This window comes from Rhodopirellula sp. UH5 (assembly GCF_056839225.1).
The window spans coordinates 5,377,075-5,393,630 of sequence record NZ_CM166390.1 but is presented as its reverse complement, the minus strand read 5'-3'; the positions used below and the strand labels follow the sequence as shown (position 1 = coordinate 5,393,630).

Here is a 16,556-nt window from a genome sequence, read left to right as displayed (position 1 = left end):
TCACATCCCCACGCCATTTTTATGGAAACACCCGTTTTCCGCGGCCAATCCCACCACTCCGACATGTCCCAAATCAGCGTGACTAAAGTCGCAGAGCGACGGCAAGTGGTGCGTCGCTTTGCTCACCCGTCGCCGCTCCGCGGCTCTTGAGGCATGGAGTTGCAACCAAGACCTCGGGTTGAAAACCCGAGGCTGACAGATCTCACCACTCCGCGGTTGGGGGTACGGGAACGTTCACGGCAACAGTCGCAGAGCGACGGCAGTTGGTTCGTGGGTTCGCCGCGTCTGTCGCCGCTCAGCGGCATTTCCAGTGCCGAACTCTCAGGCGAGGACGATAAAATCCAGACCGCGAATTCTTTCGGCACCGTGAGCGACGAGAACGTCGATCGCGTCGCTGGAATCCGACAAACGAACCTGGTAATCACCTGTCTCGTCCAACGCTCGAAAGCGATAATTCCCGTATCGATCTGACACCGTGGAATCAACGAGTTCGCCGCTCGCGCCAATCAACTCGATCGCCACTCCCGGCACACCTCGAATCTCGTCCTCACGCAAATCGCCCGGCATGGTGGTCGGCGGAATGGAGCTGGCCAAAATGACTCGCCCGCGAAGTTCCACTTGCATGAAGAAGACGTTTTCTTGCAGCCCCTCCACACTCGTGTTGCGTTCGATCAGGTCTGCCAAAGTGGAACGCTCAATCGACTCAATCTCTGAATCGGTCAACACGTTTTGATAGAAGAATCGATCGCCGTTGCGAGCCCGCTGGAATTGATCGGCAATGACCTTGCCTGTCAGCTCGCCAACCGAGGCATCGCGTTGGTGATCTTCGGCCATCAAGCCAACCCAAAGATCGATGTTGTCAACATTGCCGTACAGCGAAGCCAACTTTTGCTGCAGTTCCACATCGCTGGTGATTTGCCCAAACGATTCCACTCGACTCAAACCGTATGCTTCCCGGGTCGCGTTGTAATCGCTCAAGCCATGGTCGCGGCCACGCTGGATGTTCATGGCAATGAGATCCAACCCGCCCGCACCCGGAGGCCCGAACAAGAAGTTCCGCAACGAATCGACCACGACCAAATCCACTTCCTGAGCCTGCACGGACGCGTCGAACTTCAACAGGGAATCGATTCCGGTCTCTTCCAACATCGACGCGTGAAAGAACGCGTCTTTCAAATCCATCTCGTCTTGGCTCTCACGTCCGTCATTGGACATGAATCCCACTTGATCACGGAGCGTGCTGTGACCGAGCCGAAACGCGGCGGTCGAAAACTCATTCGCGATCCCAGGATTCACCGACGCATCGTAGCCCTGATAAGCCGCAATCGCGTGCTCGCCCAAAAGTGCCGGCAGGAACTCGTTGTAAGTGATCGATTGAATCAAGCTGGTCACGACCAACCGGGCTCGCTGGTAAATTTCTTCATCGGCTGCTTCGGGGGCCGTGGCGAAGATTTCGTCGGCCAAGCGATTGTGTTCCCGGACAAACAGCGTCTGGATCGCCGTCAAGCCGACATTTTCACTGGCCCGAACATCGCCGGCGATCACCATTCCGCTCTCGTCCAAAGGAAGCAGTCCGTCGTCGGAGATCGCCATTCGACCACCCACAAACGTCCTCAGACCTTCTGCGGTTGCCGCATCACTCCCGTAAACCATCGAGCCATCGATGAAGGCCGTGATTTGATTGAACTGTTGAGCTGGATTGTCGACCGATGTTCCCGTTCCTTCCGCAATCGGCGTTCGCCTCATCGGAATCACCGCTTCACCAGAACCCGTCGGATCGAACCAGAGATCTCCTTCTGGCACAGCGATGTCGATGGCCTCTCCGTGCTCGTCGCTTTCGCTCAACCCTAAATCATGATCGATGAATTGCCCCCACACGTAAACAAAAGCAGAGAGCCCACGATCATTGAGCACCTGACTGGTGTTCATTGCCGACAACACATTGCTGACTTCGCGTGCGCTGGGTCGGTCCGCTCCCGCCAGCTTTGAAATCCCATCGCTATAAGCAGCCGGCGCCATGCGTATCAAACGTTGCCCAACGCTGCCCCAAAAGTGATCGATAGGATTGTTTCCGGTACCATCGATCGAACGAACCTCAGACGGCGTCTCCGGAAGCGGCGGGTTCAGTTCCTCGTCGGCATCGGTATCAACTGAAAATCCATCGCCGCGTTCAATTCGATTGATCACCCGCAGCGCGTCCAAAGCACTGCGTCGATCATCACCGTTGACATCGGTGAACATGTTTTCATCACGCGAGATCTCGTTGGTCATCGCATTGATGATCAACAACGCGTCGATGGCTGAAACACGACCGTCATCGTTGACGTCTTCCGCGTCATAGACGTTGTGACGGTACCCACCGAAATCAGCTGCCATCAGCTGTCGAGCTTCCAACGGTTCGCTTCGCAATCGACGCCGCTTGCGGCCAGGATGCTTCATCGTGCGTTTCAACCGGAACAACATGAGATGTGCGACAACGTTGGCGATGACAATCGAGACAACGCTTCCATCGGCGAAACGAAAGCCGACAATGAAGGTTGCTGTGAGAAAACTCGAAGCGATGGTGGGAGGCGAAACGTCCCAATCGTAGTCCAAGCAAGACGTCCCCACCTATTTGAACGACAAGCCACCGCGTTCTCTCGACAAAATTTCTAATCGACATCAATTCCCCATCCATCTCGTCAATTGGTTGCTGAGAACTTCTTGACGCTGTAGCAACCTCCGATTGATCTTTGGAAAGAAGTTGCCCGAAGACCGAAACCAACTCCAAAGTTGCCATTCGCGAAGATCTGGTGCAAAATGGCTCCACGAATGGCGTCAACGACCTATCGATCTCCTGTGAAACTTTGGTTCACAACTGAGATACGATGTCGCTTTCGCCGCGATGACAACCAATCGAAAGACCCCCCAAACCATCGATCGACAATCCGATCGTCTGAACCGTTCAATCAAGCGTTTCGCCCCTCCCCCTCCCCACGCGAATCCCCTCATCCCAATGCCGTCAAAAATCCAAACGATCGTCACGTTGCTGACGCTCACCGCCTGTTCTTTGCTCGCACCCAATTCCATTGCCCAGGCGAAAGAACGGCCCAACGTATTGCTGATCTTGGTCGATGACCTGAAGCCTGCCCTGGGATGCTACGGCGACACGATCGCGAAAACACCACACATCGATTCGCTGGCAGGTCGCGGGATGCGATTCGATATGGCGTACTGCAACCAAGCCGTCTGCGCACCATCGCGTTTCACCTTGATGCTGGGTTCACACTCCACCTCAACTGGCCTGTACGGCCTGGGCAGCCAACTGCGTCAGATCATCCCCGAGGCGGTCACGATGCCACAGCACTTTGCCAAACACGGTGGCTACCGGACCGAGTCTCTGGGCAAGATCTTTCACATTGGACACGGCAACCATGGCGACCCAGAGTCGTTCTCGGTTCCCCACTTCAAAGAAAAAGTCATCGAGTACCTGGAACCGGACAGCACCGATGGTGGGCAACTGACCCGCGAAGAGGCCTACTTCACCAATCAGATGCTGGATCAAATCAAATCACTTCCTCGCGGAGCCGCGTATGAATCGCCCGAAGCAAAGGACGAAGACTACGCCGACGGTCGCGTCGCAGCGGAAACGATTCAACGGCTGCAAGCGGCAAAGCAACGCCGACAAACCGAAGGCACGCCATTCTTCATCGCCGCCGGCTTCGCTCGTCCCCACCTGCCATTCAGCGCCCCTCAGAAGTACTGGGATCTCTACGACCCAGCTTCGCTGCCGATGCCTGAACACGAAGCGTTGCCCGTCGATGCACCGCAGGTCGCCGGTAAACGCGGCGGCGAAATCTCCAACTACAAACCTGTCCCCACACAACCCAAAGCAGAATTCAGCGACGATCTCAAACGCAATTTGATTCACGGCTACTACGCGAGCGTCAGTTACGTCGACGCCCAAATCGGCAAAGTGGTCTCCGAACTCGATCGCTTGGAACTTTCCGAGAACACGATCGTGGTGCTTTGGGGCGATCATGGCTTTCATCTCGGTGACCTCGGCATTTGGACCAAACACACCAACTACGAACAAGCCAACCGGATTCCGATCTTGATCACCGCGCCGGGTGTCACTCAGCCGGGCACCTCCACCAAGCAATTGACCGAAAGCGTGGATCTCTTTCCAACGTTGAGCGAACTCGCGGGCCTGCCTGCACCAACGGGCCCCCAACCGATCGACGGAGTCAGCTTGGTCCCGGTCCTCCAGAACCCTTCCGCACGAGTTCGTGAACACGCCTACCACGTTTTCCCCAAACGCAAACTGGGCCGAGCGATTCGGACCGAACGCCATCGCTTGGTGCAGTGGAAAACGATCGGTGGAGACGACGTCCCCGCCCTCGAACTCTATGACTACCAAACCGATCCACTCGAGACCAAGAATCTGGCCGCGGATCTCCCTGAAGTGGTCAAGCAATTGTCGATCGTCTTGGAGAACTACCCGGCCCCCGCGGCAAGAGATCGCTGAATCGGAACCGCTGAATTCGGGCGGTCCCTGCCGCCAAAATCAGTGTGTTTTCAAAAGTCGTCGGCGCAGATCGCTCTCACTGGCTCTGCGTGGCCGACTAGAATGCGAGCGGCTGATCTTCAGGATCGCTGCCCTCAACATCCCCCACCTCGCCCGAGAAACCTTCATGCGACTGGCTTCTGTCCTTCGACCTTCCTTCGCTGTTCTAACGTCGCTCTTCCTGCTTGGTTTGGCGACATCGCCGTCCAGTTCCTCGGCGGACGCCAAACGGCCCAACATTGTTTTCATTCTGGCCGATGATCTCGGCTACGGTGACCTGGGTTGCTACGGCCAAGAACTGATCCAAACGCCTCGCCTGGATCAGATGGCAGCCGAAGGCATGCGGTTCACGGACTTCTATGCCGGCAACACCGTCTGTGCACCTTCACGCAGCGTCCTGATGACCGGAATGCACATGGGACACACCCACGTTCGCGGCAACGCGGGCGGATCGGACATGTCCAAGCAATCGCTCCGCGACGAGGACGTGACCGTGGCGGAAGTGCTCCAGTCCGCCGGCTACTCCACCGCCCTGTGCGGAAAATGGGGACTCGGCGATGAAGCCCTGGGTGGTCGCCAAGGCTTGCCACGCAAACAAGGTTTCGATCACTTCTACGGCTACTTGAACCAAGTCCACGCACACAACTACTACCCCGAGTTCCTCTGGCGAAATGAAGCCAAAGTCGCTTTGCGAAACGAGGTCCAGCGACGTGACCGATCCTACGGTGGATTCACCGGCGGACGGGCGACCAAACGAGTCGATTACTCCCACGACCTGATCGCGAATGAAGCGATGGGTTTCATTCGTGAAAAAGCACAAGAACCGTTCTTCCTGTACCTGTCGCTCACGATCCCGCATGCGAACAACGAAGCAACGGGGATGACCGGCAACGGACAAGAAGTCCCTGACCTCGGCATCTACGCCGACAAAGACTGGAGCGACCAAGACAAGGGCCAAGCCGCGATGATCACTCGCATGGACTCGGACGTTGGTCGCATCCTCGATCTGCTCCAAGAACTGCAAATCGACGAGCAGACCGTCGTCATGTTCTCCAGCGACAACGGCCCGCACAATGAAGGCGGCCACGATCCAAAGCGATTCGATCCAAGTGGCCCTCTCCGGGGTATGAAGCGAGCCCTGACCGAAGGCGGCATTCGTGTCCCGCTGATCGTTCGCTGGCCTGGCACCACTCCACCGGGAACGGTCTCCGATCACGTCGGCTACTTCGGTGACTTGATGGCGACCACTGCGGAGCTCGCGGGGACGGATTTCCCCGAAGACACGGATTCCATCAGCTTCGCACCAACCATCGTTGGCCAACCGGAAGCCCAACAACCACACGAGTACCTGTACTGGGAATTCTACGAACAGGGTGGCCGACAAGCGGTTCGACGCGGAAACTGGAAAGCGATTCGCCAACCCTGGATGACCGGCCCGACCCAGCTATTTGATTTGAAAGCGGACATCGGCGAATCAACCAATTTGGCGAGCGACCATCCCGAAATCGTCAAGCAATTGGAAACGTTGATGGACGAAGCTCACGTGCCGCACCCCAACTGGCAAGTCAGCGGGAAAGCTCCTAAACGCTAAGCAACTTCTCGCTTCTTAGCGGAGCGACGCGAACGGGCGATTGATCCAGTCGGTCTTCGATTTTTCATGTGAACCGCTTGAGCGTTAGCCTGGGCTGCGAAATCTTTGGTTTTGACACCGCTTTGGGCTGCGCAGGTTTTGTTCCTCAACTTCGCCCCAACGGGGCAGCCCTGTGCCAGCCCAGGGCAACGCCCTGGGTTGTACTTGAGCCATCGACGAAGCTTCACTTGGGTTCCAGAAACCCAAGGTGATGCGCCGCGTGAATCCACATGAACTGACGCCACTGCTCGGGCGTCAGGCCATCCAGAAACGGGTACTCTTCCATCGACCCTTCAAACGCACTCGCCCGCCGAATGGTGGCGATGCATTCCTCGATCACCTTTGAGTCGTCCGGACCATCCGGCGACTTGGGTTTCAATCGATCCAGCGTTGGGGCACTGGCCATTCTTCGCTGCCGCAGGATTCGGCCGAAAATCCATTTGAGCACCGTGGCACGAAGAACCTTTGGCAGACGAAAGCCAAACCCTTCCATGCCACCAGTCATGATGACGTTCAGGTGCTCACAAATCTGGGTGAGGTTCCAGTTCTTGCTCTGCGTGTAACCCTCCGCTTGCAATCGATTGATTTCAGCGATGACTTCGTCACCCGTTTGGAAGTCCAGAGAACGCTTGGAGATCTTTGACATCGTTTCGCCGAGAGAAGAGCAGGGAGGAAGGCAGACGAGAATGGCTCGCCTTCCAATCTATCCATGCGACGAACCTCGCCGGTGACCCGCGACGTCAAAATGGCTCCACGCGACACTGGGCCGCAGCGAAACACTGGGCCGCAGCGAAATTCACCAAACAACCATGACGGAACAGGATCCTCCCAACCTCGTGCATTTAGAACGCCCACTCCCCCATTACGGATCCTTTCGATGAACGCGGCCTCTCGTTTTGCCGACTGAAGAACCGCTCCCCGAAAAACAAACACCGCTTTGACGTACAATCGCCGTGTTCCATCTGCCTTGCCGTCCCAAGAAGTGGACCAAGACTTCGACGTGATGTGAATTGCTCTGCCACTCAGCTCGCGGAAGAACTTCGATGACCCTGCTCCTGCCGCTTTTGCTTGCTTGCACGTTCGCCGTCCCGACGACGCCCACTCATTCGGAACTGAATGAGCTCCTGGATTCCCTGCGTCAGACGCATGCACCTGATTCGCGAATCCAACTGTGGGAGGTCCAGGTTCAAAAAGCTGAAGGCCATTGGCAGGTCCAAGGGAACCTGTCCAGCCAAAAAACTCATGCCGCGGTGCAGCAAGCCCTTGAGACACAGTTTCCCTCGGTGGACAACCAATTGGTGCTGCTCCCAAAGGATGGAACCGGAACGCTGGTCAACGCCTTGGTGAACAATTCCGTGATCCACTTGCGACGCGACCCCAGCAGCAAAACCGAACTGGTCACGCAGGCCCTGCTGGGAACTCCGATTCGAGTTCTCAAGACAGAGCGAGGAAAGTGTCTGATCCAAGTTCCCGATGGATACCTTGGCTGGGTCAATTCAGCCGAAGTGCATCGCATCGCTCCGAAAGAGCTGAAGACCTACCGGGACGCAGAAAAGGTCATCTACACCGCTCAGTCCGGACTGGCCTACAGCACCCCAGATGTGACCTCGATGCCGATGACTGATCTGGTGGTCGGAAACATCGTGCGGAAAGTCTCGGAGCAATCGGGGTTCACCCAGATCCGCTATCCCGATGGACGCCTCGGTTGGGTGGACAGTCGCCATCTGCGTCCGGCTGATGCGATCTTCTTTCAAGCAACCTTGCAAGAAAACCTGGTCCAAACAGCTCTCAAATTCCATGGCATTCCCTACCTATGGGGAGGCATGTCAGCGAAGAACATCGACTGCAGCGGACTGATCTGCAACGTGTACTTCATGAACGGAATCCAATTGCCCAGAGATTCCAACATGCAGGCCAACATTGGCAGGGAAGTGACAACCGACTTTGTCTCGGACAACTTGGAACCGGGGGACCTTCTGTTCTTTGGCAGAAAAGCAACGCCCGAAACGGAAGAGCGTGTCACCCATGTTGCCATGTACATCGGCGAAGGGGAATTCATCCATTCAGCGGGCTACCGAGAACGGGTGAGCATCAACAGCATGGACAGCGCCCAACCCAACTTCATCGAAAGCTATCCCGCGATCTTCGTCCGAGCGGTCAGGATCATCGGCGAAGATCCCAAGGGCTTCCTTCCCATCCCCAAGAACGACTTTTACAACGAAATCATCAGGAGCACGGAATGAATCGAGGAAGAAGAGCCCTTCTCAAAGGCTTGGGAGCCAGTGCCCTGGCGACCGCATTGCCAACCACCGTTGGCACAGCACAGGAAGCCTCCACAGCCCCCAGCTCGGCGACCGATTTAATTCGAAACGGGAAAATGAAGCTGAGCTTCCGCCCCTATGAACTGCAGCTCAAACACACCTTCACCGTCGCCGGAAACTCACGCGACACCACCCCCGTCGTCCTGACTGAAATCCAATACGAAGGGCACACCGCTTACGGAGAAGCCTCCCTGCCGCCTTACCTGGGTGAGTCACAGAAATCGGTGATGCAGTTCCTAAGCAAGGTCAAACTGGATCAGTTCAACGATCCGTTTCTGCTCGACGAAATCCTCCCCTACGTGGACTCCATCGACGAAGACAACCGCGCCGCGAAAGCCTGCGTCGACATCGCGCTGCACGACCTGATTGGGAAACTGGTCGACCAACCACTTCACAAGCTGTGGGGCATCAATCCCGCGAACACGCCCGTCACCTCGTTCACGATTGGCATCGACACACCCGAGGTGGTGAAGATGAAGACGGAAGAGGCCGCTCGCTTCAAGGTCTTGAAAGTCAAACTGGGCGGAGGCAACGATCGCGAAATGATCGAGACCGTGCGGTCGGTGACCGATGTGCCGATCTATGTCGACGTGAACCAAGGCTGGACCGACAAGCACCAGGCACTGGACATGACGCACTGGTTGGCCGAACAGGGTGTGGAGTTTGTGGAGCAACCGCTTCCGAAAACGGCGGTCGACGACTTGGCTTGGCTGACCGCCAAAAGCCCCCTTCCCATCATCGCCGACGAAGCCTTTCAACGGCTCGGCGACGTAGCCGATTTCCAAGGCGTGTACTCCGGGATCAACATCAAACTCATGAAGAGCACTGGTTTGCGGGAGGCCCAAAAGATGATCACCGTGGCCCGAGCGTTGGACATGAAGGTGATGATGGGATGCATGACCGAAACCTCGTGCGCCGTCTCCGCCGCCGCGCAACTGTCGCCGCTGGTCGACTGGGCCGATCTGGATGGCAACCTTCTGATCAGCAACGATCTCTACGAAGGAGTCCAAGTCATCAATGGCAAGTTGACGTTGAACGACTTGCCTGGAATTGGCATCCGAAAGAGAACGGCATGACACTGGGCTGCATTGACACTGGGCTGCATTGACAATGGAACAGATGGTGACAATTGACAAACAAATCCTCAGGCAGAAGTTCTGGAGGTACCTTCCATTTCTAGTTGGTCTTGGAGTCGCCGTTTCATTTTGGGGATTCCCAAGTTGGATTCGGCAAATCGCTTACGCAGCCAACAAGGACCTCTACGTGAAGCGAGTACTCAGGATCTCGTCTGTTGAAGAGAAAATCAGACAAGGCCCGAAGGGAAGAATACGAGAAGCCATCGTGGTTGGAACCATTTTGGACAAGCCTGTGAAAGTACAAGCCAGCTCTCTCCTCTCTCCCCGCACCTCGATTTCACGAACTAGAAAACACTACGCGGATATCACAACGCAATCCGTTCTGGTTGCATCCGAGCCAGTTCTCGTCCCGGTCAACGACATCGACATCACCGTATTGGATTTTGAGACCTATCACTCGCTCAGTTGGCCAAGCGTTGTAATTTGCTTCCTTCAATGGAATGCGATCCTGCTGGGATCATTGATCATCTGGGCCCAAAGGCGAATCAGGTACCTTGTCTTTCTTTTCCGTTTCCGGTCAATGGCTGATGATCGATCTTGAATAGATGAGGGCCTTCCCTCGCTCAGAAAAACGAGTGGGTCAGTCCACTGACTGATGTAGCGGGAAAATCCGAAGGACTTGTTCTTCGGTTCTCGCGCGGTCCACCGACTGGCGATAGTGGTTATGACAAGACAAACCTACGCATGCCAGCGAAGTCGAAACTCTTGACGAGTTTCGCTACCTTCAATACAAGCTTGAATACACCACTATTCCTTCTTTTTAGTCGGCTTGGGGAGCACTTGGTGGCTTTTTGCCCATTGACGCCATTGCTTTTGCAGGTCGGAAACTTCGTCTTGGTTTTCGGCGGCGAGATCGACTTGCTCGGTTCGATCGGAACCTAGATCGAACAACTCCCATTCTCCTCGCGCACCTTGCCGAACCAACTTGCGGTTGCCGACTCGGACGGCGGCATTGCCTTCGTGCTCCCAGTACAAGGCTCGTTCCGCGAATTCGCCCATGCCCGTCAGCAATGGCTGAAGACTTTGCCCTTCGAGCGGGTGAATCTCGTTGCCCTTGAACTGAGTCGGGTACTCCGCCTTCGCCAAATCAACACACGTCGCCATCAAGTCAATGACATGGGTGGGCGTTTTGATCCAAGCCTTTTGGTCGGTTGAAGGCTGAATTTTGGCTGGCCAATGCGCGATCAACGGCGTCGCGATGCCGCCTTCGTGGTTGTAATGCTTGTACTTGCGAAAAGGCGTGTTGTTCATGTGAGCCCAACAACGGCCGATGAACACGTCCGAGTGCGGGTCTCCTGGGGCGTCGCCTTCGTATCGGCCGCTGACGCCAGCCTCCGCATTGCCGCCGTTGTCAGACAAGAACAGAATCAACGTGTTGTCGAGTTTTCCTCGGCTCTCCAACGCAGACACCAACTTCCCGATGTTCTTGTCGATCTCTTCAATCATTGCCGCATAGATCGCCATCATTTCGTCGTAGCGTTCTTTCTCTTCTTGCGACAACGATTCCCACGCAGGGAGTTGTTCTGGCCGAGGTTCCAATCCCCAGCTCTCGTCAATCAACCCGGTTTGAATCTGGCGAGTGTATCGCTCCTCTCGCAATTTGTCCCAACCACGCATGTACTTGCCGCGATACTTCGCGATGGTTGCTTCCGGTGCCATGCACGGGAAATGGGGAGCGACATGGGCGAGGTACCAAAAAAACGGCTTGTCTTCCGCGATCGCTTCATCGATGAACTCAATCCCTTGCTCTGTCCATAGGTCGGATCCGTACCACGGTGGATCGAATTGCGTGTCATCCCTGGCAACCTCTTGTCCATTGAGGAAGAGCTTGGTTCCTCCCTTGGATCCCGTTTGATTCGAAAAGTGCAAACCACCGGCGGGCAAGTTCAAACTTCGATCAAAGCCTCGCCCCCAGGGCGTCACTCCCTGCTTGAAACCGACATGCCATTTTCCCGTCATCGCGGTGAAGTAGCCGGCTTGCCCAAGCACTTCGCCAATCGTGACGCACTGATCATTCAGTCGACCACGATAACCCTCCACTTTCTGGTCCGTTGTCATCCAACCAATTCCGGTTTGATGAGAGTAAAGTCCAGTGAGCAAGGCGGCTCGCGTCGGACAACAACGACCGGTGTTGTAAAACTGAGAGAACTTGGCACCGTTTGCGGCCAATGCATCCAAGTGCGGCGTGGGGATCTCACTGCCATACGGACCGATGTCCGAAAAGCCCATGTCATCCACCATGATCACCACGATGTTTGGACGATCTTCCGCAACGGACCATCCAGGCAGACCCCATGTCACGATCGTGAAAGTCATCCACCACGCCGCCCTGAAATGCAATTGGCAGACCGACTGAATGGGTAATTTCGAAGCAGAGTTGACGCGGTTCATGGTTGGCCTGAAAACGTTGCGAAGTTGGACGCGGCAGGAATGACAGGCAAGCGATTCAATGAGAGACCTCCTATCAAACCACCCGCCTCAATGGGCACAATCCTAACGGGTGGGAATCAAGGAACCTTGAGATCCCACGTCATTCAGATAACTTATTTCACCAAGGCTCGATGATCACCGAACCAGAGCGGAGAGCATTGCCAGCAGGGCGTTCGCCTGGACTGCTCGATGTTTGGGTTGTTGCGCAAGTTTTCATCCCGGCAGGGATATCAGAGAGTAGCCGTCGGTAAGTGATAGCGTCACCGACGGACATGTCATCCGCGTCGCCCCTCTCCATCCCGCCGTGGCCTATGGCCACGGCGGGATGGAGAGGTTTTTTGGGGCTCGTTTTCCGGGGGTATGCTGCTACACAGCAACCCCCGGCTACCATCTGACATCCCTCCCGGGATGAAGAAAGGACGTCGTCCGACCACACCATTCCAACAAACACACCATGTCTCTCATCACTTGGCAAGAATTTGAAAACGTTGACGTGCGAGTTGGCACGATCACGCTGGTCGAGGACTTTCCAGAGGCTCGCAAGCCCGCATACAAGATCACGGTCGACTTCGGCGAGGACTTGGGGCTAAAGCGAACCAGTGCCCAGATCACGGTGCACTACACCAAAGAAGAACTGATCGGTCGCCAGATCCTCGGCGTGGTCAATTTCCCGCCCAAGCAGATCGGGCCGATCATGTCTGAGTTTCTGCTCACGGGTCTGTACCGCGATGATGGATCCGTGATTCTCGCGGTCCCAGACAAACCAATGCCAAACGGCGTCAAACTCGGCTGAGCGTTCAACCCTTCGCAGGTCAGCAGGAGCCACGACTCTCACATACAACCGGGGCTAAGCAACGCGTGAACAACAAGTGACGATATTAGCGGTGTGGCGCAAGTCGCCCGGTGAGGAACCGGAGGGCTTGCGCCCTTCCGCTACGTCACTTGTTGTTCACGTGGTCCTAACGCTGGCCTGCTGAATGCTTGGCGTTGACACGGAAGCCGCAACCCAGGGCGTTGCCCTGGGCTGGCGTAGGGCTGCCCCGTTGGGGCGAAGTCGAGGAACAAAACCTGGGCAGCCCAAAACGCTGTCAAGACCGAACATTTCGCAGCCCAGGCTAACGTCCAAACCAGCGCCGCGACCATGTCCCGGCGCTAGTGCAAATGCATCGTTCCAAAACAAGCTTGGCAGCCCAACAACTATGAGCGTTGTTTTTCGTCGTCCTCCAGTTTCTTTGCCAATTGCTTGGCTTTCTCAAGATGCTTTTCGATCTTCGAAATGGCCTCTTGAGCGATTGGTTGCAATTCCTGCGGACCGGTGCTTTCAATCGCCTTCAGTTCCGCCAACATCATTGTGTGAGCCACGCATTGCTGCCCGAGGAACGCCATCTGAAAGTCCTGACCTTCGTAGTTGGTCAGCATGTCCTTGGTCATCTTCATCGCGTTGTCACAGGCTTGGTCCGCGATTTGGCAAAGCTGGGCGGGCACCCGCTGGCCCTGTGAATTGCCTTGATGCTGGCTGCTGAATTGCTGCAGCTTTTGATTGAGTGCTTCGTGATCGCGGACGATTGTTTGAGTCAACTGTTTCAGTTCGTCGTGATCCGTTTTCTGCATCGCCATCTTCGCCAACTCGATCTCATTCTCGTTGGCCTTTTGCAACTTCTGCACAATCGCTTGCGTGACGGTGGGCTGCTCTTGGCGACTGTCGGTGGTCGTTCGCCGTGCTTCATAGCGGCCCGAGTCGGCTTGGTTCTGCGGGGTTTGAAGTTGACCATCCAGAATCGAACCCCCATTGGCTCCTTGCTGGGCGTTGGCAACGGGCAGTCCGGTCAACACGGTGAGTGCAGCGGCAGCAACAGTGAATCGCAATTTCATCATCTGGATCTCCATACAAGTTTCGGGGAATGTCCTGAGCACAAAGGGGACTCAGGCTGTCGAAGATGTCTGCATCTTGTGTTCCAGTGCGTGGTCTCTGTTCCACCGTTTCGCCCAAATTTCGCTCCTCCTTCATCGAGCCAATCAATTCACTTCGAATCAGCAACAAAACACACCCGTGATCCAACGTTCTCTCCTCGACGTGTCGACACCGTCGGTCGAAAACCAGCCACCCCGGAACACATCGCCCGACCGCTTGGCGACCACTTCACGAAGATGCCATCTCGCCTTGGCAAGCTCGTGCAAGGATCCCACAACCTGGCTTGCATCACCTTTGCACCTGATCCTCCATCATTTGCCGGCACTCTCGACTGGCTTGCCTCCAGTCGCCCGCGCTGGCCAACTCGATGACCCGCTGAAGCGACGAGTGGGATTGCTCGGAAAGCGTTCCATCACTTCGCCACTGAACGATTTGATCGGCGACCTTCTGAAGAGATGTCCCATCTTTCTGATTGCAAATTCGATAGAGCGCCACCGAGGCGTCGTACCCCTGGTCGTTCAGTTCGACTTTCTCGCGAGGATAGAAGAACAACAACAGTCCGAGAACAACGACCGCCGAACACGCCCACTTGATCCATGCAGTTCGCTTTTCACTGGGAACCGCTTTCGCACTCGCCATTAGAGTTTCTCCCAATCGATGACTTCGCTCTCGTTCATGCTGGACATTTCAGCCCAGAGAAACAGATCCACAAAATCACTGATGAAGCGAACCGATCCGTCCCCGAAAGCGACCATGCCTCCACCGGGATGCTCGGACACCATTTGCCCCACGTGGTACGTCGGGAAATTCACGGGGTGAATGATCGGATACCCCGTGATGTCCAGTTCGCCGCCGGAAGGCCCGGCATGGACCAACGTGAGTGTCGCCGCGGCATCGGGACCGTTTTCGGGTGATTCATAACGAGGGTGCGTGAACGCCCCCGGCACAACGCCCACCCAAGTCTTGTCGCTCAGCGAGGAAGTGTGCTCGCCAAAGAAGATCGTGTTGCTGGTCCCATCCAAGACGTCTCGGAATCGAGTTCTCGAGTTGCGATAGAACGGACCATCGGCGACACGCCCTGCGTCTCCATCAATCACGATCGTCTTCGTTTCCGAAGTGTAAATGTTGGTGAAGACAATTCCCGTCGCGGCAGACCCACACTCGCCCCAGCAACTCTCTTGCCCGTGACTGGCAACGTAGTGACTGCGGCCGAGCTGGATGCCCCGACCGCCAATTTGCAACGGATTGCCAGCGCCGTCCTGCACATCAAACGCCGCGTCACCCCCTGCGGCACTGGGACACAAAAAGGTGGGAACCCGCGATCCGATGGCGGCCTCATTTGCCAACGACCAGATCGGTTCGTCCATTCGCAACTGATCTGACAAAGCCGTGGCTTCTAAGAATGGCAGCAACCCCGTTCCCCATCCCCAACCGGGCCCCGCGTCCCAAGTCACCGGATCCATCGCGACCGACGTGGGAGCCACACCAGAACTGGTTGAAAACGAAACGTAACCGGCCGGGAATCGCTGATACGCGGAATGGTAGTTCTGGGCCGCCAAGCCAACCTGACGAAGGTTGTTGCTGCACGACATCCGCCGCGCTGCTTCCCGAGCGGCTTGAACTGCCGGCAGCAACAGCCCCACCAAAACACCAATGATGGCGATCACGACCAACAGTTCCACCAGCGTGAACCCCGACCTCCATCGCGGCGTCCGAAACATCCCCTGCTCGCGAGCGTCACGACGATTCACTGCATTCCATCTCAACGAAACCCGTCTCATCCAATCTCTCCTAAACACAAACTTAGCCAACACTAAGTTTTAAGCCAAAAAAAACGACAAAAACCCCGGCAGAGAGCACCGCCGTTTCCGGCCGGATGCTCTTTCAGCCTGACTTCCCTTGTTAGCTCGTGCTAACATTCTTAGCAGAGGCTATCAACGGGCGATTGCGAAAGCAAGTGGGTTTCTGCCCCAGATTCCGATGCTAGAATGCGGACGAACTCCCCCCCATTGCAGCTGCACGGTCTCAAGAGGCCCAATTTGCCTTCTCAATCGCATCACCGCACTCGATCCGATCACGCCAGCGAAGTGGCGGAGGACTATGTCGAAGCCATCGCGGAAGCCATTTCGGAAAACGGAATCTGCCGCGCCGTCGATTTGGTGCGTCACTTCGACGTCACGCACGCGACGGTGAACAACACGATCAGTCGTCTGCAACGCGATGGGTTGGTCATGACCGAACCCTATCAACCCATCACGCTGACCCCGCAGGGCAAGCGGATGGCAACCAAGGCTCGCAACCGGCATGAAGTCGTTCGATCGTTTCTACTGCGCCTCGGCGTCAGTGAAGCGACCGCGACGGTGGACAGCGAAGGAATGGAGCACCACGTCAGCGACGAAACGCTCCGGGCAATGAAACGAATCCTGAAAGAAGGGCTTCCGGAGGCGAACTAAGCAGGTCGGCAGGAGTCTTTCGGCATTTGGACTGTTTCGGTAAGCGTCGTTGCTCCCACGTACAACCGGGGCGAACGCCCAAACGGCTCACATGATGATGCCCGATCATTCCTGCCGACCTGCTTAGG

The 16,556-nt window shown here is 56.1% G+C and carries 13 protein-coding genes; 7 read left to right on the top strand and 6 right to left on the bottom strand.

What is annotated here, in order from left to right:
• Positions 1-321: 321 nt before the first annotated feature.
• Complete coding sequence (locus tag UH5x_RS19115) at positions 322-2,463, bottom strand: peroxidase family protein (RefSeq protein WP_482636025.1); 2,142 nt, start codon at positions 2,461-2,463, stop codon at positions 322-324.
• A 532-nt stretch (positions 2,464-2,995) separates the two neighbouring features.
• Here UH5x_RS19115 and UH5x_RS19110 point away from each other — a divergent pair.
• Together UH5x_RS19110 and UH5x_RS19105 are read left to right on the top strand one after the other, a co-directional pair.
• Entirely contained in the window at positions 2,996-4,507 is a 1,512-nt protein-coding gene (locus UH5x_RS19110) for a sulfatase (protein WP_482633348.1), read from the top strand.
• A gap of 166 nt (positions 4,508-4,673) precedes the next feature.
• Positions 4,674-6,137: an arylsulfatase gene (locus UH5x_RS19105; RefSeq protein WP_482633347.1), complete on the top strand. Its 1,464-nt coding sequence runs from the start codon at positions 4,674-4,676 to the stop codon at positions 6,135-6,137.
• A 223-nt stretch (positions 6,138-6,360) separates the two neighbouring features.
• Here UH5x_RS19105 and UH5x_RS19100 read toward each other — a convergent pair whose 3' ends face one another.
• Complete coding sequence (locus UH5x_RS19100) at positions 6,361-6,822, bottom strand: DUF1569 domain-containing protein (RefSeq protein ID WP_047812579.1); 462 nt, start codon at positions 6,820-6,822, stop codon at positions 6,361-6,363.
• Between the two features lie 397 nt (positions 6,823-7,219).
• Here UH5x_RS19100 and UH5x_RS19095 point away from each other — a divergent pair, with 397 nt between their 5' ends.
• Genes UH5x_RS19095 through UH5x_RS19085 form a run of 3 tightly spaced genes read left to right on the top strand, consistent with a single transcriptional unit; the run spans position 7,220 to position 10,174 of the window.
• The gene (locus UH5x_RS19095) at positions 7,220-8,419 is read left to right on the top strand and encodes a C40 family peptidase (protein ID WP_482633346.1); all 1,200 of its coding nucleotides are present in this window, start codon (positions 7,220-7,222) and stop codon (positions 8,417-8,419) included.
• Complete coding sequence (locus tag UH5x_RS19090) at positions 8,416-9,573, top strand: dipeptide epimerase (RefSeq protein ID WP_047812577.1); 1,158 nt, start codon at positions 8,416-8,418, stop codon at positions 9,571-9,573. Before UH5x_RS19095 ends, UH5x_RS19090 begins: the two co-directional genes overlap by 4 nt.
• Before the next feature lie 43 nt (positions 9,574-9,616).
• On the top strand, positions 9,617-10,174 hold the full coding sequence (locus UH5x_RS19085; RefSeq protein ID WP_482633345.1) for a hypothetical protein: 558 nt from the start codon (positions 9,617-9,619) through the stop codon (positions 10,172-10,174).
• Between the two features lie 206 nt (positions 10,175-10,380).
• Here the strand turns inward: UH5x_RS19085 and UH5x_RS19080 are convergent, their stop codons facing one another.
• A complete protein-coding gene (locus UH5x_RS19080; RefSeq protein WP_482633344.1) occupies positions 10,381-11,949 on the bottom strand; it encodes an arylsulfatase in 1,569 nt (522 codons plus the stop codon).
• A gap of 568 nt (positions 11,950-12,517) precedes the next feature.
• Between UH5x_RS19080 and UH5x_RS19075 the strand changes: the two genes are divergently transcribed.
• Positions 12,518-12,856: a tRNA-binding protein gene (locus UH5x_RS19075; RefSeq protein ID WP_047812576.1), complete on the top strand. Its 339-nt coding sequence runs from the start codon at positions 12,518-12,520 to the stop codon at positions 12,854-12,856.
• Between the two features lie 404 nt (positions 12,857-13,260).
• Here UH5x_RS19075 and UH5x_RS19070 read toward each other — a convergent pair whose 3' ends face one another.
• From UH5x_RS19070 to UH5x_RS19060, 3 genes are all read right to left on the bottom strand, one after another.
• Positions 13,261-13,938: a DUF4142 domain-containing protein gene (locus UH5x_RS19070; RefSeq protein ID WP_482633343.1), complete on the bottom strand. Its 678-nt coding sequence runs from the start codon at positions 13,936-13,938 to the stop codon at positions 13,261-13,263.
• Positions 13,939-14,263: 325 nt separating this feature from the next.
• A complete protein-coding gene (locus UH5x_RS19065) occupies positions 14,264-14,614 on the bottom strand; it encodes a hypothetical protein (RefSeq protein ID WP_047812575.1) in 351 nt (116 codons plus the stop codon).
• A complete protein-coding gene (locus tag UH5x_RS19060) occupies positions 14,614-15,696 on the bottom strand; it encodes a DUF1559 family PulG-like putative transporter (protein ID WP_482636024.1) in 1,083 nt (360 codons plus the stop codon). Before UH5x_RS19060 ends, UH5x_RS19065 begins: the two co-directional genes overlap by 1 nt.
• A gap of 318 nt (positions 15,697-16,014) precedes the next feature.
• On the opposite strand from UH5x_RS19060, the gene mntR reads away from it, so the two are divergent.
• Positions 16,015-16,428, top strand: a complete 414-nt coding sequence (gene mntR, locus UH5x_RS19055; protein ID WP_047812573.1) for a manganese-binding transcriptional regulator MntR — start codon at positions 16,015-16,017, stop codon at positions 16,426-16,428.
• Positions 16,429-16,556 lie beyond the last annotated feature (128 nt).